Below are 21,138 nucleotides of genomic sequence, written 5' to 3'. Positions count from 1 at the left end.
CTACTTGCGGGCAGCCTGCTCCGCGGCCTGCTTCTCCTTGTACTGCGCCATCAGGGCCTCCGCCTCGTTGCGGGGCACAGGCGAGTACCGGGCGAACTCCATCGTGAACTCGCCCTTGCCCTGGGTCGCGGAGCGCAGGTCGGTGGAGTAGCCGAACATCGTGTTCAGCGGCACTTCCGCCACGGCCGTGACGTAGCCCTCGGCGGTGCCCGTCTCCATGATGGTGCCGCGGCGCTGGTTCAGCTGGCCGACGACGGAACCCTGGAAGTCCTCCGGAGCCGTGACTTCGACCTTCATGATCGGCTCGAGGATGATCGGCTTGGCGGCGGCGTAGCCCTCGCGGAAGCCCATGATGGCTGCCGTCTTGAACGCCATTTCGGACGAGTCCACCGCGTGGAACGCGCCGTCGTTGATGACCACGCGCAGGCCCACCACGGGGAAGCCGATGAGGCTGCCCTTCTTCACGGCCTCCGCGAAGCCCTTGTCGCACGCGGGGATGAACTCGCGCGGGATGGAGCCACCGACGATGTCGTCCACGAACTCGTACTGCTGCACGGCGTCCGAGGGCAGGGGCTCCACGTAGCCGCACACGCGCGCGAACTGACCGGAACCACCGGTCTGCTTCTTGTGCGTGTACGCGAACTCGCCCTTCTGGGAGATGGTCTCGCGGTACGCCACCTGGGGCTTGCCGGCGACCACTTCGCAGTCGTACTCGCGCTTCATGCGCTCGATGTAGATCTCCAGGTGGAGCTCGCCCATGCCGCTGATGATGGTCTGCGCGGACTCTTCGTCACGGTGCACGCGGAAGGTGGGGTCTTCCTTGTGGAAGCGGTTGAGCGCCTTGGAGAAGTTGGTCAGCTTGTCGCGGTTCTTCGGCGTCACCGCCAGGGAGATCACCGCGTCCGGCACGAACATGGACGTCATCGTGTAGTTCACGGTGCCGTCGGTGAACGTGTCGCCGGAGGCGCACTCGATGCCGAACAGCGCGACGATGTCGCCGGCCGTGGCCTCGCTCACGTCGTGCATTTCCGACGCGTGCATGCGGACGATGCGGGGAACCTTGACCTTCTTCTGGTTCACCTGGTTGAAGATGAAGTCACCCTTGCTCACCTTGCCCTGGTAGATGCGCATGTAGGTGAGCTGGCCGTAGCGGCCGTCTTCCAGCTTGAACGCCAGGCCGACGAAGGGCTTGTTCGCGTCCGACTCTAGGATGACCTTGGCCTCGTTGTTCTTCTGGTCGAGGGCCTCGTTGGTCGCTTCCTTGGGGTTGGGCAGGTAGCTGCACACCGCGTTCAGGAGCAGCTGCACGCCCTTGTTCTTGTACGCGGAGCCGCACATCACCGGCGTCATCTTCAGCGCGATGGTGGCCCGGCGCACGGCGGCGCGGAGCTGCTCCTCGTCGATGGCGCCCGGATCCATGAGGAACGCCTCGCCCAGCACGTCATCGACGTTGGCGATGCCCTCGATCATCTCGTCGCGGCGCAGCTTCGCCTCGTCGAGCATGTCGGCGGGGATGGCCTCCTCGCGCACGTTCTCGCCGTTCTCACCATCGAAGTAGAACGCCTTCATGGAGAGCAGGTCGATGAGGCCCTGGAAGCGGTCCTCCGCGCCGATGGGGTACTGGAGCTTCACCGCGTGGTGGCCCAGCTTCTCCTTCAGCTGCGCGGCGACGCGGTCGTAGTTCGCGCCCGAGCGGTCCATCTTGTTGATGAACGCGATGCGCGGAACCTTGTAGCGCTTCATCTGGCGGTCCACCGTGATGGACTGCGACTGCACGCCCGACACGGAGCAGAGCACCAGGATGGCACCGTCGAGAACGCGGAGCGCGCGCTCCACCTCGATGGTGAAGTCCACGTGTCCCGGGGTGTCGATCAGGTTGATGTTGAAGTCGCCCCACATCGCGTACGTGGCGGCGGACTGGATCGTGATGCCCTTCTCACGCTCCAGGTCCATCGAGTCCATGATCGCGCCCACGCCGTCCTTGCCGCGGACCTCGTGGATCTCGTGGATCTTGCCCGTATAGAACAGGATGCGCTCGGAGAGCGTCGTCTTGCCCGAGTCGATGTGGGCAGAGATACCGATGTTACGAATCTTCTCGATGGGTACGTTGGAGGCCACGATCCGGTCCTTCTTCTATTGAAAAAATTGCCTGAGGGAACAGAGCAGGCGGGGCCCTTACTTCCCACAGGACCCAGTTACCAGACAAATCCGCATGACGCGGGGCGTACATCCGCCTACTTTGCGCCGTTCCCCGTTCCGACTGAGGTCTCATAACAATGAGCGCGAGCGAAAACTTCTCACTGGCCCGGGCCTGGCTCAAGGCCTTCAACGCCCACGACGTCACGGCCCTGGTGGCGCTGTACGCGGAGGATGCAACACACACCTCGCCCAAGATTCGCGTCCTGCACCCGGAGACGGGCGGGCGCCTGGTGGGCCGGTCGGCTCTGGAGCAGTGGTGGAGGGACGCGATCGCCCGGCTGCCGGGCCTGCGCTACGAGGAGACGGCCCTCACGGCGGACGGGGACCGGGTGTTCATGGAGTACCTGCGCCACGCGCCCAACGAGGCCCCCCTGCCGGTGGCAGAGGTGCTGGAAGTGAAGGGCGGGCGCATCGTCGCGTCGCGCGTCTACCACGGCTAAGGTGCCCCCATGGCGACCCCCAATTTCGAACGGGACTTCGGATACCTGCTGCCCTTCATGGACAAGGTGGCGGCGGCTGCCTCGGACCTGCCGGACGCCTCCGCCCGCGAGGAGCTGGTGCGGCTGGTGGCGGAGGAGAAGGTGCGCTGGGAGCGCATCCGGGAGCTGCTCCAGGGCGCCACGGGGCAGGGCGGCGCTTCCAAGGGGCCCGCTCAGAAGGCATCTGCCTCGAAGGCCCCATCGCCCGCCGCCGCGCCCCCGCTGGCCCGGGTGTCCGCGGACGGCGTGAACCGGGTGGCCCAGCGCGAGGCGGGCTTCACGGTGGGAAGCCTCAAGGACTCGCGCTAGGCGCGGGCCGTCGAGGCTCCGAGGTGGATCAGGTGCTGCTCACCCGCACCTGGTCCAACGCGTCGTAGGTGGCGGCCTTGTAGGCCTCCGACAGCGTCGGGTAGTTGAAGCAGGTCTCCACGAAGAGCTGCGCGGTGGAGCCGGTGAGCAGCGCGGTGAGCCCCACGTGCACCAGCTCCGAGGCCTGCTCGCCCAGCACGTGCACGCCCAAAAGCTTCATGTCGTCGCGGTGGAAGAGCAGCTTCAGCAGGCCCTGCCGCTCCCCGATGATCTGCCCGCGCGGGTTGGTTTCGAAGGTGGCACGGCCGACCACGTAGGGGACGCTGCGCGCGCGCAGGGACTCCTCCGTGTCGCCGGCCATGGACACCTCCGGGATGGTGTAGATGCCGTAGGGCAGGATGGGCGTGAGCGTGCGCTTGCCCGGGCCGAAGGCGTGCTCCACCGCGATGCGGGCCTGCTCCATGGACGTGGAGGCCAGCGCGGGGAAGCCGATGACGTCCCCCACCGCGTAGATGTGCGGCACGGCCGTCTGGTACGCGAGCCCCACTTCAATCTGGCCGCGCTTGCCCTGCTTCACGCCCAGCGCCTCGATGCCCAGGCCCGCGGTGTTGGAGGTGCGGCCGGAGGCGACCAGCACCTGATCCGCCTCCAGCACCTCGCCGGTGGACAGCTTCAGGCGGATGGGCTCCTCGTGGGACTCCGGGACGTGCGCGGACTCCACCGTCTGGCCCAGGCGCAGCCGCACGCCCAGCGTCTCCATGCAGTCGCGCAGCACCTGCCCGACCTCGGCGTCCAGGAAGGACAGGAGCTCGTTCTTCACCTCCACCAGCGTCACCGGGATGCCCAGCGCGGCGAACATGCACGCGTACTCGCAGCCGATGACGCCACCGCCCACCACCACCAGCGTGCGGGGCAGGGTGGTGATGTCGAGGATTTCATCCGAGTCGTGCACGCGCGGGTCGCCGAAGGGGTACAGCGGCGGGCGGTACGGGCTGGAGCCGGTGGCGATGAGGACGGTGCCGGCGGTGAGCCGGGCGACCTCCGCGCCGTCGCGCTTCACCGCGACGGTGTGCGCGTCCGCGAAGGAGCCGGCGCCCTGGAACAGCGTCACGCCGTGGCGCTGGAGGTTCTTGTGGATGCGCTCGCGCTCCATCTGCTTCACGCGGCGCTCGCGGAAGAGGAAGTCGGAGACGGTGGCCTCGTGGCGCAGCGTCGCGTCCACGCTGTAGAGGCCGCGCGCCTTGAAGCCGGACAGGTGCAGCGCCGTCTCGCGCAGCGTCTTGGAGGGGAGGGTGCCGGTGTTGGCCGCGGTGCCGCCGAGCACCGGCTCCCGCTCCACCACCGCCACCCGCTTCCCCGCGAGAGAGGCCTGCACCGCGCCCCATTCACCCGCGGGGCCTGATCCGATGACCACCAGGTCGAAGTCCGCCATGGGCCGCACCCTAACCCCACCCCGGGGGGCCAGGGCACCCGGAAGTCAGTCCCGGCCCGAGTAATTCAGCTTCTCGCGGACCTCCTCCTCGGTGAGGAGGCGGAAGCCGCCCTCGGGGATGTCTTCCAGGGTGATGTCGCCCACGGCCTCCCGGTGAAGCGCGCGAGCGGGCAGCCCCACGGCGCCCAGCATGCGCTTCACCTGGTGGTGGCGGCCTTCGGTGAGAATCACCTCCACCGTGTGCTCGTCGCGCACGCGCACCACGGCGGGGCGGGCGGGGCCATCATCCAGCAGCATCCCCTGGCGCAGCGGCTCCACCTTCGCGTCGTCCGCGGTGCTGAACACCGTGGCCACGTAGCGCTTGGGCAGGTTCGTCTCCGGGGACGTGGCGTGGGCCACCAGCTTGTCGTCGTTGGTGAAGAGCAACAGGCCCGTGGTGTCCACGTCCAGCCGGCCCACGGCGTGCCAGGTGAAGCGGTTCAGCTCCAGGGGCAGCTGGGGCAGGAGCAGCTCGAACACCGTGCCCGTGCGGTGCTGCCGCGCGGTGGAGGTCAGCACCCCCGCGGGCTTGTGGAAGGCCAGCACGTGCGTGGGCGCTCCCTTGCGCACCGGGTGCCCGTCCACCTTGATGACGGCGTCGGGAGGCACGGGCGTCAGCGGCGTGGTCGCCACGCGGCCGTTGACGGTGACACGGCCCGCCTTGATGGCGGCGTCGGCCTCGTCCTGGGGCATGGCGCCCGCGCGGGCGAGCGCGCGGGAGAGCCAGTCCGGCTTCTCCTTGCCCTCCCAGCGGTTGGGGCGGGGCGGGGACTTGGGGGGCCGTTCGGGCTTGCGAGGCATGGGCGCGGCACTGTAGCCGCGCTTGAGGCGGCGGCGTGTCCTTCAGTTAGTGGCGGACGGGTTCGTCGGGGTCATCGCCCTCGGCGGAGCCCGGCGTCGGGCCCGGCTCGTCGCCGTCCGCCATGCGGTGGGACTCCTCCTCCAGCCCGCCGTCCTCCGCCGTCCCGGGCGTGCGGCCGGGTTCCTCGAAAACCTCTTCGTGGGCTGGCGCCTGACGGCCAGGGCCGGGCTCGGTGCCTCCCACGATCATCGACTCGTAGGGCATGTGGTTCACGCGGTGCTCCTTTCCGTGAGGGCTTCGGTCGTTCCAGGAAAGGTAGCGATGCGCGGGCATCCCGCCGCGAGGGGTGGGGTGTCCCCCTGCCTGCTCAGGGGTCGTCCCTGCCCGGGAAATGCTTGCGCACGGTGTGCAGCGCGGCCAGCCAGAGCCGGGCCTCGTTGCGCGTGAGCCGGGAGCGGCGCAGGGGCGCGACCAGGTCCCGCACCGCCGTGCGCCCGGGCTTTTCGTCCACGAGGAAGCCGCCCGCGCCCAGGAGCGTCTCCAGCGTCGCCTCCACCCGGGCCAGCTCCGCGTCCGTGGCGGCCAGGGGCAGGGGACCCGGCGGCGGCGCGGTGTCCGCCAGGTGCGCCATGCGGACCTCGTAGGCGTAGAGCAGCACCGCCTGCGCCAGGTTGATGGAGGGCTGCTCCGGCGCGGTGGGCACCGCAGACAGGTCGTGGCAGCGCTCCACCTCCGCGTTGGTGAGGCCGCTTCGCTCATCCCCGAAGACGAGCGCCACCGGCCCCTGCTTCGCCCTCGCCACCAGCTCCTCTCCCACGGCCCTTGGAGACAGGCGGCGTTTGCCCTCCACCTTGCGGGAGCTGGTCCCCACCACCCAGACGCAGTCGGACACCGCCGCGTCCAGCGTGTCCGGCCGCTTCACCCCACCCAGCACGTCCTCCGCATGCACCGCGAGCCGGTGGGCGGGTCCCAGGTCCTCCACCTCCGGCGTCACCCAGGCCCAGTCGGACAGGCCGCAGTTCTTCAGGGCGCGAGCGGCGGCACCCAGGTTCTCCGCGTTGCGCGGGCGCATGAGGACGAATCGGACGGGCAGCACCATGGCCGCGCACCCTACCGCCGCATGCGCCGGGCAGGGACCCCAGTTGACCGCCGAGGTGTCTCACCGCCAGTCTGCACCGCGAAATCCCGCGTCCCGCGCGCGTCCAGCAAGCCACCCGCGAGTGTGGCTGCCTGGACACCCTGTGGGCCCGCGGACGCGCACGGGGGAGCGCCGGCACGTGGTCGCCGGGCCGCACTTCCCGTGCGCCTCCGAGAGCACCACGCACGGCACGCGGAATGAAATCGGTTCCGCCGCCACCTCCTGGAGGAAACATGTCCCCGCAGTCCGCTGTCCCGCCGAAGGCCGCGCGCGCTCCCCGTGCCCGCTGGCTCTTGCCGGCGTTGCTCGTGGGTGCGCTCGCCGCCGGCTGCCAGCAAGAGCCCGCGAAGACGCCGCCCGCCACCCCCGCGTCCACCGAGGCGCCCGCCGCCAGCGCGACGTCCCCGTCCACTCCCGCTCCGGTGCAGGCCGCGAAGCTCACGCCCGTCATCCACGAACTGGCCAGCGAGAACGCCGTGCCCACGGGCGTGGTCATCGAGTTCGCGCTGCCGGTGCGCCCGCGCTACGAGAGCGTCGACGGCAGCATCGTCACGGTGTCTCCGGAGGTCGGGGGCAGCCTGCGGTGGACGGGCCCCTCGTCGCTGCTCTTCACTCCGTCCACGGGCTTCGCCGCCGGCACGACGTACACGGTGTCCGTGGACGCGGTGAACACCGACGCGGGCATCATCAAGCCTTCGTCCGCGCGCGAGTGGCGCTACAACTTCACGACCTACGCCTTCAAGTTCGCCCAGATCTACCCCACGCGCATGGACCTGCTGAAGAACCGCGTGGAGGCGAACGTGGACTTCTCCGGCCCGGTGGACCTGGCCGCCGTGCGCTCCCGCACCAGCTTCCGCGTGGGTGACGCCGTCATCAGCGACGTGAAGTGGAGCACCCGCGCGGACACGCGCAACTCGCTGTCCGTGGCGCTCACCCACCCGAAGCTCAAGCCCGGCGCGACGGTGCAGTTCGCGCTGCGCGAGGGGCTGACGGCGGCGGGGGGCGTCTCCACCGTGCAGGCGCCCGCGGCCACGGGCACCGTCATGCTGAACGGTGGCAAGCGCCTGGACATCACCTATGTGAGCCTCCAGGAGGGCTCCAGCGGCCACTTCTACGAGGTGAGCTGCCGCGACGTGGCGGCCGACGCCGAGGCGAGCCCCACCGACGAGCAGTGGGACTCGTACTACTACAACGACGACAACAAGGGCTGCTCGCTGAGCGACGCGGTGGCCCAGGACGCCATCCGCTTCAAGCCGAAGGTGAAGTTCACCGTGGCTCCGTCGCGGCGCGGCTTCCGCATCTTCGGTGACTTCAAGCGCGGCCCGCACACGCTCTCCATCGCGGAGGGAACGCTCTCCGTGGGCGGCGGCACGCTCATGGGCGCCTGGTCGCGCGGCTTCTCCGTGCCCGCGCGCCAGTCCCAGGTGCGCTTCAACGCCAACGGCCGCTACCTGCCGCGCAGCGCGTGGCGCAACCTGCCCCTGCAGCACCTCAACCTGGAAGAGGTGACGCTCACGGTGCGCAACATCCCGCCGGAGAACCTCGTCTTCTGGATGGGCAGCGACTACTCGGAGAGCGCCGACGAGCGGACGAGCAACGTGCTGGTGCGCAAGGCGGTGCCGCTCAAGTCCACGCCGGACGCGCTGCTCACCACGTACATCGACGTGGCGTCGCTGGTGCCCGCGAACACGCGCGGCCTGGTGGAAATCGTCGCCGAGCGCGGTGACTACAAGGCCGCCGCCCGCATCCTGCTCACCGACCTGAGCCTCGTGGCCAAGCGCGGTGGTCCCGCCGTGGGCTCCAAGGACTCCGGCGAGGTGTGGGTCTGGGCCCTGGGCCTGGAGAGCACGGAGCCCCTGGCCGGCGTGGAGGTGTCGCTGGTGAAGAAGAGCGGCCAGGCCGTGGCCCGCTGCACCACGCAGGGCGATGCGGGCTGCCAGCTGAAGGTCCCCGCGCCCGGCGTGGATGAGAGCGCCCCGTTCGCGCTGGTGGCGCGCAAGGGCGACGAGCTGACGTACCTCAAGTACGACGAGCTGAAGACGGAGATCGCCAACTCGGACGTGCAGGGCGAGCCGTACCGCGCCGAGCAGCCCTACCGCGCTTCCATCTGGTCCGACCGCGGCGTGTACCGCCCCGGTGACACCGCGCACGTGGCCGCGGTGTTGCGCGGCCAGGACAACCTGGCGCCGCCGGTGGGCATGCCGGTGGAGGTGCGCGTCATCGACCCGCGCGAGCGCGAAATCCGCAAGGTGACGCTGAAGACGAACGCGGCGGGGCTCGTGGCCTTCGACCAGGCCTTCGCGGCGTTCCAGGACACGGGCCACTACTGGGTGCGCCTCAAGGTGGCGGACCGCGACCTGGCCTCCTACGCGGTGAACGTGGAGGAGTTCGTCCCGGAACGCATGAAGGTGACGGCCAGCACCACCGCGTCGGGCTACGTGCAGGGCACGGAGATTCCGGTGGGCGTGGAGGCCGCGTATCTCTTCGGCGGCTCCGCGGAGGGCAGCCCGGTGGAGATGACGTGCCGGCTGGAGTCCGTGGCCTTCAAGCCCAAGCAGAACGCCCAGTACACCTACGGCGTCTGGCGCCAGGACGGCAACCTGCCCCGGCCCGTGACGCTGGGCCAGGTGAAGGGCACGCTCGACGCCAAGGGGCATGCGCTTCTCAACTGCCCGGCGCAGGCGGCATCCGGCCCCATGAAGGGCGCGGCGCGGCTGTCCGCGGTGGCCAGCGTCTTCGAGTCCGGCAGCGGCCGCTCCACCATCGGTGAGGCCACCGTGCCCGTGCATCCGGAGGCGTACTACCTGGGCCTCCAGGCCAACACGCAGAAGGTGAAGGCGGCCACGCCCTTCACGCTGACGGGCGTGGTGGTGGACTGGAACGGCCAGCCCTTCACCGACGGCAAGGCGCCGAAGACGGTGCAGCTGGAGTACCAGTTGCTCGAGGAGAACTACGGCTACTACTACGACGAGGAATCCGGCTACGAGCGCTACCAGCGCTACCTGCGCCCGCAGCGTGAGGGCGAGACGACGGTGAAGGTGGAGAACGGCCGCTTCACCGCCACGGTGCTGCCGGGCCGCGACGGCGCGGGCTACCTCGTGCGCGCTCGCGCGGGCAACACCCAGACGGACCTCGCCATCGAAGGCGAGGGTCGCTACTACTGGTGGGGCGAGGGCTCGCGCGTGGACCAGACGCCGCGGCCCCTGAAGCCCACGGCGTTGGATATTTCGCTGCCCGCCAAGGGCAGGGTGGGCGAGGCCCTCACCGTGAAGATGAAGGCGCCCTACCGGGGCCGCGTCCTCTTCACGGTGGAGACCGACCGTGTGCTCACCACCGCGTGGAAGCAGGTGGAGCCCGGCGAGGTGTCCTGGTCGTTCACGCCGTCCGAGTACGCGCCCAACGTGTACGTGAGCGCGTTCCTGGTGAAGGACCCGCACCTGGAATCCGCCCAGGCGTTCATGCCCGACCGCGCCTTCGGCGTGGGCAGCATCGCGCTGGAGCCGGTGGACTTCACCCAGGCCGTCGCGCTGACGGTGCCCAAGGAGGTCCGCAGCAACGACACGCTCACCGTGGACGTCTCGGTGGAGGGCGTGGAGGGCCCCACCTTCGCCACCGTGGCGGTGGTGGACGAGGGCATCCTGTCCCTCACGCGCTTCCAGAGCCCGGATCCGCTGAAGGAGATCTTCACGCGGCGCGCGCTGGGCATCCAGACCTACGAGACGGTGGGCTGGGCGCTCCTGGTTCCGCCGGGCGGCAACTCCAGCTCCACCGGTGGTGACGAGGGCGGCGCCGAAGGCCGCGTGCAGCCGGTGAAGCCCGTGGCCCTGTGGAGCGGCGTCGTGGAGGTTCCCGCCAACGGCAAGCTGAAGGTGCCCTTCAAGCTGCCGCAGTACCGGGGCGCGGTGCGCGTGATGGTGGTGACGGCGGGGGCCAAGCGGATCGGCCGGGCCAGCGCGCAGGTGTTGGTGCGCGACCCGCTGGTGCTCCAGACGACGCTGCCGCGCTTCCTCACCCAGAACGACGAGATCCAAATCCCGGTCTTCGTCACCAACCTGTCCGGCAAGGCGCAGGACGTGAAGGTGTCGCTGTCCTCGGAGTCGCTGGCGGTGCCGGGGCTCGCGATGCCGGAGGGCTTGGGCTCGCCGCTGGAGCTCAAGGGCAAGAGCGAGGGCCGCGCGAAGTTGGAGGACGGCAAGTCCCGCACCTTCGTCTTCCAGGGCCGCGCGGTGCAGTCCGTGGGCGCGGCGCGGCTGGTGGTGACGGTGGAGGGCGGTGGCTACACGTCGCGCGAGCAGCTGGACGTGCCGCTGTCTCCCGCCGGTCCCCGTGAGCGCAAGATCCAGCAGGTGGAACTGGCGGCGGGCACCACGGACCTGAAGGCGCTGCTCGCGGGCTGGGTGCCCACCACGGAGCGCACCAACGTCTGGGTGACGAACAATCCCTACGCGAAGTCGCTCCAGCACCTCTCGTACCTGGTGCGCTACCCGTACGGCTGCATCGAGCAGACGACGTCCTCCACCCGCCCGCTGCTGTTCGTGAGCCAGCTGGTGGAGCGCGTGGATCCGACGCTGGTCTCCACGGCGAAGGTGGAGGACATGGTGCAGTCGGGCATCAACCGGGTGCTGTCCATGCAGACGGCCTCGGGTGGCTTCGCGTACTGGCCGGGCCAGACGGAGCCGATGGCCTGGGGCACGGCCTACGCGACGCACATGCTGCTGGACGCGCGCAAGCTGAAGTACCCGGTGCCGGACGACCGCGTGGACAGCGCGCTCGCGTGGATGGGTGACGAGCTGACCCGGAAGGAGGGCCGCGTGGGGCAGGACGACCACTACGGCCAGCACTCGGAGGCGTACATGCACTACGTGCTCGCGGTGGCGGGCAAGGGGCGCAAGGCGCGGGCGCAGGCGATGGTGAGCGCGCTGGAGACGGCGGCGAAGAAGGCCGCGCTCGGCGGCGAAGAGCAGGAGGACCTGTACCTGCTCAAGGCCGCGCTGTGGCTGTCCGGCGACCGCCGCTACGAGAAGGAGCTGCGCAACCCGGACGTGTCCACCGTCACCGATGACCGTCACAACAACTGGTCGTTCTACTCGGATCGGCGCCGTCGCGGGATGATGCTCAGCACCTTCCAGGACCTCTTCGGCGACGCGCCGGAAGGGGAACCCCTGGCGCGCATGGTGGCGACGGCGCTGTCGTCCCGCACGTCGGCGTACTACTCCACGCAGGAGCTGGTCTGGGGCATCACCGGCCTGGGCAAGCGGCTGCAGGGCACCGCGACCAGCTTCTCGCCGCCCACGCTCACGGTGGCGGGCAAGACGGTGACGCCCGTCGCGGAGAAGGACTCGCGCGTGTCGGATCGCACGTGGTCCCTGGCCCGCGCCAGTGAGCGCGCCAGCGTGTCGCTGGACCTGAAGGAGAAGGGCAGCGGCAGCGTGTACCTCATCCTCAACAGCGAGGGCGTGCGCACCACGCCCGAAGTGAAGGTGGGGGGCGAGGGGCTGACGCTCAAGCGCACCTGGCGCTCGCTGGACGGCACCGCGCTGGACATGAAGGCGCAGCCGGTGAAGCTGGCGGACCTCATCTACGTGGAGCTGGAGGTGACCAACACCCGGGGCGAGCGCGTGCAGAACATCGCGCTGGTGGACCGGCTGCCGGCGGGCTGGGAGATCGAAAACGCCCGCCTGGGGCGCGGCGGCAGCGTGGACTGGGTGGACGCGGATTCGCTCTGGGCCGCCGACTACGTGAACGTGCGCGATGACCGCATGGAGGCGTTCGGCGCGTTGCAGGCCCACGAGACGAAGAAGCTCGTCTACGCGGTGCGCGCGGTGACGGCGGGCAGCTTCACCCTGCCGTCCGCGGAGGCGGAAGCGATGTACGACTCCTCGCTCTGGGCCCGGGATGCCGCGGGCACGGTGCAGGTGACGGGTCCCTGGAAGGACGACCTGCTCTAGGCCCCATGCGTCGCGTGCGTTTCAACGTGAGGAAGTGGGTAGGGGTGGCGCTGGCGGGGCTCGTGCTGTTGGGCACGGGCCTCGTGGCGGCCTGGTGGGTGCCGCTGCCGGAGCGGTTGGCGGCGCCTCCCTCGGTGGTGATGGCGTACCGGGACGGGTCGCCCGCGTACGTCTTCCTCGCCCCGGACGAGCGGTGGCGCATCCCCGCGCCGAAGGACCGCATCGACCGGGCCTATGTCCGCGCCCTCCTGGCGCTGGAGGACAAGCGGTTCTTCCAGCACCCGGGCGTGGATCCACTCGCGGCCCTGCGCGCCCTCGGTCTCAACCTGAGCCGGGGGCGGCGGGTGTCGGGAGCCTCCACGTTGACGATGCAGTTGGTGCGCGTGCTGGAGCCCCGTCCCCGCACGTTCACCTCGAAGGTGATTGAGTCGTTCCGCGCCGCCCAGTTGGAGGCGCGGTTGTCCAAGCAGGAGGTGCTGGAGGCGTATCTCCAGTTCGTGCCCTACGGGCGCAACGTGGAGGGCGTGGAGGCGGCGGCGCTCGCGTACTTCGGGCACACCGCCCAACACCTGAGCCCGGCGGAGATCGCCACGCTGCTGGCGGTGCCGCAGAACCCGAACCGGCGCTTCCCGTCGCCGGAGAACCAGGACCGGCTGCGCTCGGCCCGGGACGACATTGCCCGGAGGCTCCTGGAGTCCGGAGGGCTGGCCGTGGAGGGCGTTGCGTCCGACACGGTGCTGGCGGAGGTGCGGGCGACGACGGTGCCGGACGTGCTCACGCCGTTTCCTCGGGAAGCACCGCACGCGGCCGTGTGGCTCAAGTCGAAGCGGCCCGGAGAGACGTGGCTGGCGACGACGCTGGACGCGGGCACGCAGCGCTTCGTGGAGCGCACGCTGGGCGAAGCGGCCCGGCGGTTGGACCGGCAGGGCATCCACAACGGCGCGGCGGTGGTGGCGGATCGGGAGACGGGCGAGGTGCGCGCGCTGGTGGGGAACTTCAACTTCTTCGATGCCCAGCACGGCGGACAGATCATCGGCTTCGCCACGCCGCGCTCGCCAGGGTCGGCGCTCAAGCCGCTGCTGTATGCGCTGGGGATTGATCAGGGACTGGTGGGGCCGGAGACGCTGGTGCCGGACATCCCCATGGCGTACGGCGGCTACCAGCCGCGCAACTTCGACGGGCGGTTCCTGGGGCTGGTGCGGATGGAGTCCGCGCTGTCGCAGTCGCTCAACCTGCCGTTCGTGAGGCTGTTGGAGCGGCTGGGCGTGGAGGGCTTCCTGGGCTCACTGAGGCAGGCGGGAGTCACCAGCCTGGATCCACGGCCGGGGCACTACGGCCTGTCCGCGGCGGTGGGCGGATTGGAGCTGTCGCCGCTGGAGTTGACGGGCGTGTACCTGGCGCTGGCGGGAGATGGGCAGGTGCGTCCGCTGCGGGTGCTGGCGCAGGACACGGCGCCGAAGAAGGCCCAGGCGTTGGTGTCGCCGGGAGCGTCGTGGCTGACGCGACAGGCGTTGGCGTTGAGGGACCGGCCGGACTTCCCGGAGCGGCGGCGGCTCACAGGGTTGCCGGCGCGGGTGCACTGGAAGACGGGAACGAGCTTCGGCAACCGGGATGCGTGGGCGGCGGGCTCGGGTCCGAAGCACACGGCGGTGGTGTGGCTGGGCAACTTCGACCACGCGTCGAGCGTGCACCTGGTGGGAGCGGAGAACGCGGCCCCGCTGCTCTTCGACATCCTGGAGGGCATCGGCCCGCGAGGCACGGCGGTGCAGGAGGAGGACGCCGCGCCGCCGAAGGACCTGGTGAGCGTGGAGGTGTGCGCGTACTCGGGGCACCTGCCCACGGACGCGTGCACGCAGCGCAAGCGGGTGGACGCGGTGCGCACGGCGGTGCCGACGACGCCGTGTCCGTACCACCACCGCGTGGAGGTGGACGTGACGACGGGGCTGGCGGTGGGGCCTGGGTGCCGGGACGGGCGCAAGACGGAGTCGCGCGTGTACCTGACCTGGCCGTCCAGCCTGCGGCGGTGGCTCGCGGAGCAGCAGCGTCAGTTGCCTGAACCGCCGCCCCTGGCACCCGGCTGCGTCGCGGGAGGCGAGCGAGACACGCCGACCATCCTCTCGCCGCCGGAAGGGACGGTGGCGCTGCTCATCCCGGGCATGAACACGGAGGAGCAGAAGATCCCCCTGGAGGCGGAGGCCGCGCACGACCGGGAGCTGACGTGGTTCGTGGACGGCGCCGTCCTGGGAACGGCGAAGGCCGCGGAGCGCCTGTGGTGGAAGCCGAGCGTGGGCACGCACGACATCCTCGTCACCGACGACCGCGGCCTCACCGCTCGCCGCACCCTGGTGGTGCGCGAGCGGCAGTAGGGCTCAGCGCACCTCCCAGCCCTCCGCGCCGCGGGCGTAGTGCTTGCCCGCGGGCAGCTCGCCGTAGAACAGCGCGTCCTTCACGCCCACCACCGACGTGCCGTCGAACAGGCCCACCTCGCCCTTGGCGGGGAAGGTGATGCCCAGCGAGGTGGCCGTGATCCGCACCGTCTGGCCCGGCGCCACCGTCGTGTTGCCCAGCACCGCGCCCATGGGGGCCTTCACGATGGTGGGCGCGTAGTCACCGCCCGCCAGGTTCACCCGCAGGTTCGTGGTCAGCGTCATGCCCTGGAGCGACACGGCCTGCGTGCCGTGGTTGGCCACCTCCACCCAGCCCGCGCGCGGGTCGAACGCCTCCATCACCAGCGTGGACTGAGCCGCCTTCAGCCGATTCACCTCCGCCATCACGAACTCGCGGCGCACCTGCACGAAGCGCTTCATGTACGCCTTGCCCGCGCTGAACTTCGCGTAGTCCATGTACGGGTCCTGCTGCATGGACGCGTTGATCAACGCATGGAGCTGGTCGATGTACGGGTTCATCACCGCCGAGGTGAAGACCTCGTCCAGCGCCTTGTCCAGCCGCGCCTCCAGACGGGAGCGCAGCACGGGGTTCAGCACCACGCGCGTGCCCATGTTGGAGAACGCCGGCAGGTAGCCCGGGTAGCTGCCCTGCTCCAGCTTGCGCTGCTGGTACATCTTCTCCACCCAGCCATCCAGCAGCGTGAAGCTGAACAGCGGGTGCTTCATGTTCTTCGTGGAGGCGGACTGGTCCGCGACGGTGTTCTCGTGCCACCAGCGAGCATCGACGTTGTTCAGATCCCACGGCACGTAGCGCCAGCGCCCCGTGATGTCGTCGTGCATGAAGTAGCTCTCGGAGTCCTCCACGTAGTTGTTGGACATCAGCGCGTCCAACACCATGGAGCGCACGTAGGACTCAACCTCCAGGTTCTTCTCCAGCGCGGCCACCAGCTGCGGCTCCGGCGTGTGGTTGATGACGTCCAGCACGTCCCACAGCGCGTCGTCGGGCTCGCTCTCGTTCGTCTTCTTCACCCAGTCGCCCTGGTAGGGCACCTTCCACGTCTTGAACTCCGTGTCCTTCCAGCCCGCGCGGTAGATGGACGCGTCGTCGTCCGGGAACTGCCGCGCCTTCACGAAGGCCTTGTTGACCTGCTCCACCTCCAGGAACACGCCCTCGTACTGGCCGTTCACGGAGAGCCGCACGAACGTCGCCTTCGACGCCGGCACCCGCATCGCCGCCAGCAGGTCATAGGAGATCTTCTCCGCGATCATCGACGCGTCGGCGTACTCGGCGACGAGGTTGAGCGACGTGCGGCCCTCGAACTTGTCCTTGTCCGCGAAGCTGACGTTCCAGCTCTTCTTGTCGAAGAAGCGCGCGGAGGCTCCGCGCAGCCGCACCTTCACCGGGAACGTCTTGCCGTTCGCCTGGAACGTCGCGTCCTGCTCCTCCGTCCACGGGTCGTTGATGAACTTCTCCAGCACCTCCGGAGGCATGATCAGCGCGTACTCCGGCACCGTCGTCTGGAGCTTCGGCAGCGTGTAGGGCCGCTCCACCTCCGGAACGGGCTGCGGATCCGTGCCGGCATCCGCGCTCCCGCCATCCCCGGGGTCGGTGCCCGCATCCACGGAGCCGCCGTCGGAAGCCCCCGCATCCGGGGTCCCCGCGTCCGAGGAGCCCGCGTCCGCACCGGAGTCCGGAGTGTTGGGGTCCGTGATGCCGGGGTCGGTCACGGAGGGCTGTGGGTCATCGGGATTCGACGTTCCGGCACCACATGCGGCCAGCAGCATCGAGAGACTGATCAGGAGTCGTAGGCGCATCATCGTCCTACCCCCTGAGCAAGCCCCATGCCTCCCTGCCAGGAAGGCCACGGGGCGAAACAAGGGCGCTGGATCACCCAGCGAATGGAAAACTCTTTCCCTCCCCGGAATGCTCGCCTGCCCTCTCCAGGAGCCTCTGCCGGACCGCGTGAGGCCTGCCCGCCTGCCCTCCAGAACAGGGGAGGCAGGCGTCATCGCCCCCCGGGGCGAGCAACCGGGCAAAGGCCACGGAACGCCGCGCTGTGCACGGACACGACCGCCGGACCTAGCTTTCTTGAGAGCAGGCTGGAGGACGGCCCAAGTCCGTCAAGGGAGCGATGATGGAGTCCTGGAACCAGACCTCGACCGATGCCGTGCGCGCCCACGCGCCTTCCACGATGAACCGGCGCATCGACGCCCATGTGGAGTCGTGTGTCCGCTACATGGCGGAGCAGGGGGACCGCTCGGAGATGAGCCGGTACCTCGAAAAGCTGGAGCACGAATGGGACGTGCACCGCACCCTGGTCGTGGGCGTCCCCGCGCTGGCGCTCGGCGGCCTGCTGCTGGGCCGTAGGTCCGGCCGGGGCTGGCGAGTGCTCGGCGGAATCACCCTGGCCCTGCTCCTCCAGCACGGCCTCACCGGCTTTGGGCCCCTCTCCGTGCTGGTGCGGGGGCTGGGCGTACGCACCCGCCGGGAGATTGATTTGGAGAAGTTCGCCATCAAGGCCCTGCGTGGGGACTTCGAGCGCATCCCCAACGACGGGGGGCCGCTGGCTCGCGCCAACGCCGCCCTCGTCGCCGCGCAGTCCTGACACAAGAGCGCGCTTCCCCGCGAAGAGGGAAGCGCGCCCTGGACCTCAGTGCGCCATGGGCGTGGTGTAGCCGCCGCCCAGGGCAGGCATCAGCGCGGGGCCCGGCGTGGAAGAGCCGGGCCTGCGGTCGCCCTTGGTGTCGAAGAAGCCGTTGAGGCCGGCGACGCCGATGGAGAAGTTCGTCACCCAGCCCTCGTCGGGCATACCCGCGGCGGCGTTGATGTCGAAGGGCTTCGCGAAGTGCAGGCGCAGCAGCAGGGGCCCCAGCGACAGGTTGAAGCCGACGACGGCGTTGAGCACGCGGTGGTCCCAGAGGTCCCTCGCGCCGTCACCCACGCCGCCCATGTCCACCGCGGCGATGGCCTCCAGGTCGCTCAGGAAGGCCACCCGGATGATGTCGTTGAGGGGCAGCTGCGCCTCCAGCGTGGAGTAGACGAAGTGCTGGCCCAGCAGCCACCGCTCGTCGCCGAAGTTCACGCCGCGCAGGGTGTCGAAGCTGGACAGATAGTAGGAGCGCGCGTAGCGGCCGCCCGCCGTGGTGCCCGCGCCCAGGCGCGCGAAGAAGTTGGTGCGGCCATAGATGGGGAAGTACCGCTCCGCGTCCAGGCGCAGGTTGCCGTACGCCTGCCCGTCGAAGGGCTGCACGCCGGCGGTGGCCTCCAGCAGCACGGAGCTGCCCGCGAGCGGCCCCGTCGCGTAGTGGTACTTGATGCTGTCGTAGCCGACGCGCCCGCTCAGCTCCGTCTGGAAACGGATGTGCTGGTTGTCCGCGCGCCACGCGGACAGGAGCTCCATGTTCGACTCGTTGCGCTCCGGGAACGCCAGGTAGAACTCGCTGTAGTCATCCAGGAAGTACTTCGTGCCGCCGATGCTCAGGTCGCCCTGGACGTAGAAGAAGGTGCTGAGCGGGTAGCGCAGGCTGCCCAACGCGCCGAAGTAACGCTCCGACGACACGAAGAACGGCCGCTGCTCCGGCGGCAGGTTGTCGAACGTCTTGTCCACGCGGAAGCGCAGCGACTGGAACAGACCGGCGCCCCACGTGGTGCGCTTCTCGTCGTTGACGTAGAGCAGCAGGCCGTCCGTCAACTCGAAGGAGCCGTACACCGCCAGCGTCAGGACCATCTGGTGGTCGCGAAGCCGGTCGGACGCGGACGCGAACACCTGGCCCACGAAGCCGCCACCGCCCGCGCCAGCGAAGCCGAAGATGGGCCCCAGCTCGATGTTCTCGCGCGTGAAGGGCCTGTAGGCCTGCGCGTCGGTGAGCGGCTTGAGCGCCATGGGGGAGGGCGGATCCGCCACCGGCTCCTTGGGGCTCTCCAGCGATAGCATGCGCGGCGGACGCAGCAGGGACGGCTTCCGCTCACCGCTCATGTGGAAGAGCATCCACAGGCCGCCGTCGGGGCCGGGGCCCGGCTCGAAGACGCCCGTCGTCAGGTCGGTGCGGCGCACGATGCGGCCATCCGCCAGCCGCTCGTGCAGGTCGGAGCTGCTCTTGTTGAAGGCCACGAAGAACACGCGGCCGTCCGGCAGCGCCAGCGGATCCGCCTCGTCGCGGTCCTCGCTGGTGAGGCGCTCGGATTGTCCCACCGGCGCGTCCGGCTTGATGCGGAAGAGGTTGTACTTGCGGTGCGAAGTCGCGTCGGACGTGTAGATGATGCCGGACGGGCCCCAGGTGACCTGGCGCTCGGCGAAGACGTCGTCGGTGAGCTTGCGGATCTTCGCGTCCTCGCCCTGCGTGAGGTCCACCAGGTACACGTCGCGCAGGCCCGTGTCGTTGATGCCGATGAACGCGACGTAGCGGCCGTCCGGAGAGAAGGCCGGCGAGTAGATGGCCAGCACGCCCTGCTTGTCGACGCGGTACGCGCGCCGGTCGCCCGTCTCCAGCTTCACGTTGAGGCCCACCTCCGTGCCAATGCCCGTGCGCACGGCCGACCGGCGCACCAGCACGTCCGTGGACCGCTTCTCGGAGATGTGCACGTAGTCCTGCACGTACAGCACGTCGCGTCCGGTGCGCTCCGCCACGAACGCGAGCTTGTCCTTGGTCAGCGCGAAGTTGCGGCCGGACACCGGGTGCAGGGACTCCACGCCCGGCACGCCGTCGCCCGCCACCTTCACCGTCTTGCCCGGCGTGCGCGGATCCGTGAGGTACAGCCGGCTCTCGCCCGTCTCCGGAATGATGGTGCGCAGCGCCAGCACGTTGCCGTCCGGACCACTGGCCATCGCCGTCACGATTCCCGGCGTCTCGCCAATCGAGTCCAGCGCGGGCGCCGTCTGCGACGAGTCCAGGTACGTCTTGAACGCCCGGCGCTTCAGCCAGTTCTCGAACCGCGCGGAGATGCGCTTGGGATCATCCCCCGTCAGCCGCTCCAGCAGTTCCTCGAACTTGAGCGACGGGGAATCGCGCGAGCCGCCCACCAGCCGGGGCGCCTCCTCCAGCAGCCGCTGGGTGATGCCCGCGCCGTATTCGTCCTCCAGGAACGCCACGCGCGCCTGACCGACCTTGTAGATCCACAGGTAGCCGTACGGCCCGGGGGAGAAGAAGTCGAGGAAGGCATAGCCCTTCATCAGGTCCGGGTTCACCAGCAGGTCCCGCACCATCATCTCGGCTTCGGGGTCCAGGCCGCGCTTGGCGTAGAACTCCGCCAGACCTTCGATGAACCACAGCGGATAGCCGCCCAGCGGGTCGCCGAACGTCTTGGCCTGCTCGGCCACGGTGCGCACCTTCTGGATGGTGAACTGGTGCGCCAGTTCGTGCGTGCTGACCTCCTCGAAGAGGTGGTGGTCGCCCAGGTACGGCAGGGACAGCTTCAGGTCCTCGGTGGAGGTGACGCCCAGCGTGCCCTCGGAGACCGCGAACACGTTCGTCTGCAGGAACTCCGCGTAGCTGCTGTAGAGGATGTACGGGAACGTCTCCGTGGGGACGTACTTGAACTGATCCACCAGGTACCGGTACGCCTCCTCGACGATGGGCGCGGCCCGCTCGGCCACCTCGCGCTCGCGCTCGTAGAAGTAGAAGCGCACACCGCCCGTCTTCGCGCCCAGGTCCTTCGCGTAGGTGTATTTGAAGCCGCCGTCCGTGCCGCCTCCCAGCATCAGCGGCGCGCCGGAGAACACCGCGCCGCCGTCCTCGCTGGTGACGCCCGCCAGCGTGCCCGCGTCGCCCACCGTGCCGCCGTCCACCAGCGCCACCACTCCCGGGGGCGGGATGCCGCCGTCAGGCAGGCCCGTGACGGTCGGAGGGATGCCAGCGTCGGACGCGCCCATGTCGAGCGCGATGCCATCGGTCGGGCGCGTCCGCTCACCCGGCGGCGCCATGGTCACGTTGCCGGAAGGGGTGACCTCCGGGCCGCCCGGCGGAGACTGCGGGTCGCCCGTCTGGGGCGACGTGGTGGGCGCCTGCGGATTTGCGCCGCCCTGCGTGCCGGGAGGATTCTCATGCGCGGTGTGGTCCGCGGGCTTCGCCAGGCCGGTGGCGGCGGGGCCCACGAGGATGTCGACATGCCGCCACTCGAACTCGAAGCTGTTCACGGGCGTCTTCCCCGCGCGGCGGGGAACGACGAAGACCTGGGCCAGCGCGAGCTCCGGCAGGAGCAGGGCCAGCAGCACGGCGATGACGTGCGGACGGGGGTTCAAAAAGCACCTCGGTACGGCGAGGAGACAGGCTATCAGGGGCCTGGCGGAAGGCTCCCTCTCCCACCGGAAACGCACAAGCGGTCCTTTTGTTTCTTTGCGTTGCGGTGGACGTCCCGGTGCTTCTCCCTCTGTACACGCCGGGGGACTTGGCGGAGGTCGGGATGGA

Annotated in this window: 12 protein-coding genes; 5 read left to right on the top strand and 7 right to left on the bottom strand. The window is 69.7% G+C overall.

Features of this window, described 5'->3' with window-relative positions; translation table 11 throughout:
• A complete protein-coding gene (gene fusA, locus D7Y04_RS17115; protein WP_121760002.1) occupies positions 1-2,118 on the bottom strand; it encodes an elongation factor G in 2,118 nt (705 codons plus the stop codon).
• Positions 2,119-2,276: 158 nt separating this feature from the next.
• Here fusA and D7Y04_RS17110 point away from each other — a divergent pair, with 158 nt between their 5' ends.
• Both D7Y04_RS17110 and D7Y04_RS17105 read left to right on the top strand, forming a co-directional pair.
• Complete coding sequence (locus D7Y04_RS17110; RefSeq protein ID WP_121760001.1) at positions 2,277-2,639, top strand: nuclear transport factor 2 family protein; 363 nt, start codon at positions 2,277-2,279, stop codon at positions 2,637-2,639.
• Between the two features lie 9 nt (positions 2,640-2,648).
• Positions 2,649-2,987 carry a hypothetical protein gene (locus D7Y04_RS17105; protein ID WP_121760000.1) on the top strand — a complete coding sequence of 113 codons (339 nt, stop codon included), beginning with the start codon at positions 2,649-2,651 and terminating at the stop codon, positions 2,985-2,987.
• Between the two features lie 28 nt (positions 2,988-3,015).
• Here D7Y04_RS17105 and sthA read toward each other — a convergent pair whose 3' ends face one another.
• From sthA to D7Y04_RS17085, 4 genes are all read right to left on the bottom strand, one after another.
• Positions 3,016-4,419 carry a Si-specific NAD(P)(+) transhydrogenase gene (gene sthA, locus D7Y04_RS17100; RefSeq protein WP_121759999.1) on the bottom strand — a complete coding sequence of 468 codons (1,404 nt, stop codon included), beginning with the start codon at positions 4,417-4,419 and terminating at the stop codon, positions 3,016-3,018.
• Positions 4,420-4,464: 45 nt separating this feature from the next.
• Positions 4,465-5,259, bottom strand: coding sequence for a pseudouridine synthase (locus D7Y04_RS17095; RefSeq protein WP_121759998.1), 795 nt, complete (start codon positions 5,257-5,259; stop codon positions 4,465-4,467).
• Between the two features lie 46 nt (positions 5,260-5,305).
• Positions 5,306-5,533 carry a hypothetical protein gene (locus tag D7Y04_RS17090; RefSeq protein WP_014398446.1) on the bottom strand — a complete coding sequence of 76 codons (228 nt, stop codon included), beginning with the start codon at positions 5,531-5,533 and terminating at the stop codon, positions 5,306-5,308.
• 94 nt (positions 5,534-5,627) lie between these two features.
• A complete protein-coding gene (locus D7Y04_RS17085) occupies positions 5,628-6,359 on the bottom strand; it encodes an RNA methyltransferase (protein ID WP_120581713.1) in 732 nt (243 codons plus the stop codon).
• A 272-nt stretch (positions 6,360-6,631) separates the two neighbouring features.
• Here D7Y04_RS17085 and D7Y04_RS17080 point away from each other — a divergent pair, with 272 nt between their 5' ends.
• Both D7Y04_RS17080 and pbpC read left to right on the top strand, forming a co-directional pair.
• Positions 6,632-12,346 carry an Ig-like domain-containing alpha-2-macroglobulin family protein gene (locus D7Y04_RS17080; RefSeq protein WP_121759996.1) on the top strand — a complete coding sequence of 1,905 codons (5,715 nt, stop codon included), beginning with the start codon at positions 6,632-6,634 and terminating at the stop codon, positions 12,344-12,346.
• Between the two features lie 5 nt (positions 12,347-12,351).
• Positions 12,352-14,712, top strand: coding sequence for a penicillin-binding protein 1C (gene pbpC / locus D7Y04_RS17075; RefSeq protein WP_121759995.1), 2,361 nt, complete (start codon positions 12,352-12,354; stop codon positions 14,710-14,712).
• Between the two features lie 3 nt (positions 14,713-14,715).
• Here pbpC and D7Y04_RS17070 read toward each other — a convergent pair whose 3' ends face one another.
• Positions 14,716-16,551, bottom strand: coding sequence for a CotH kinase family protein (locus D7Y04_RS17070; RefSeq protein WP_121759994.1), 1,836 nt, complete (start codon positions 16,549-16,551; stop codon positions 14,716-14,718).
• 314 nt (positions 16,552-16,865) lie between these two features.
• Here D7Y04_RS17070 and D7Y04_RS17065 point away from each other — a divergent pair, with 314 nt between their 5' ends.
• A complete protein-coding gene (locus D7Y04_RS17065; protein WP_233597370.1) occupies positions 16,866-17,339 on the top strand; it encodes a hypothetical protein in 474 nt (157 codons plus the stop codon).
• A 45-nt stretch (positions 17,340-17,384) separates the two neighbouring features.
• On the opposite strand, the gene D7Y04_RS17060 is transcribed toward D7Y04_RS17065, so the two are convergent.
• The gene (locus tag D7Y04_RS17060; RefSeq protein ID WP_121759993.1) at positions 17,385-20,972 is read right to left on the bottom strand and encodes a PD40 domain-containing protein; all 3,588 of its coding nucleotides are present in this window, start codon (positions 20,970-20,972) and stop codon (positions 17,385-17,387) included.
• Positions 20,973-21,138: the final 166 nt, after the last annotated feature.

The sequence above is a fragment of the Corallococcus sp. AB038B genome (assembly GCF_003668955.1).
GTDB lineage: Bacteria > Myxococcota > Myxococcia > Myxococcales > Myxococcaceae > Corallococcus > Corallococcus exiguus.
Note: the sequence above shows the minus strand (reverse complement) of the source record. Positions and strands in the feature narration are given on the sequence as shown.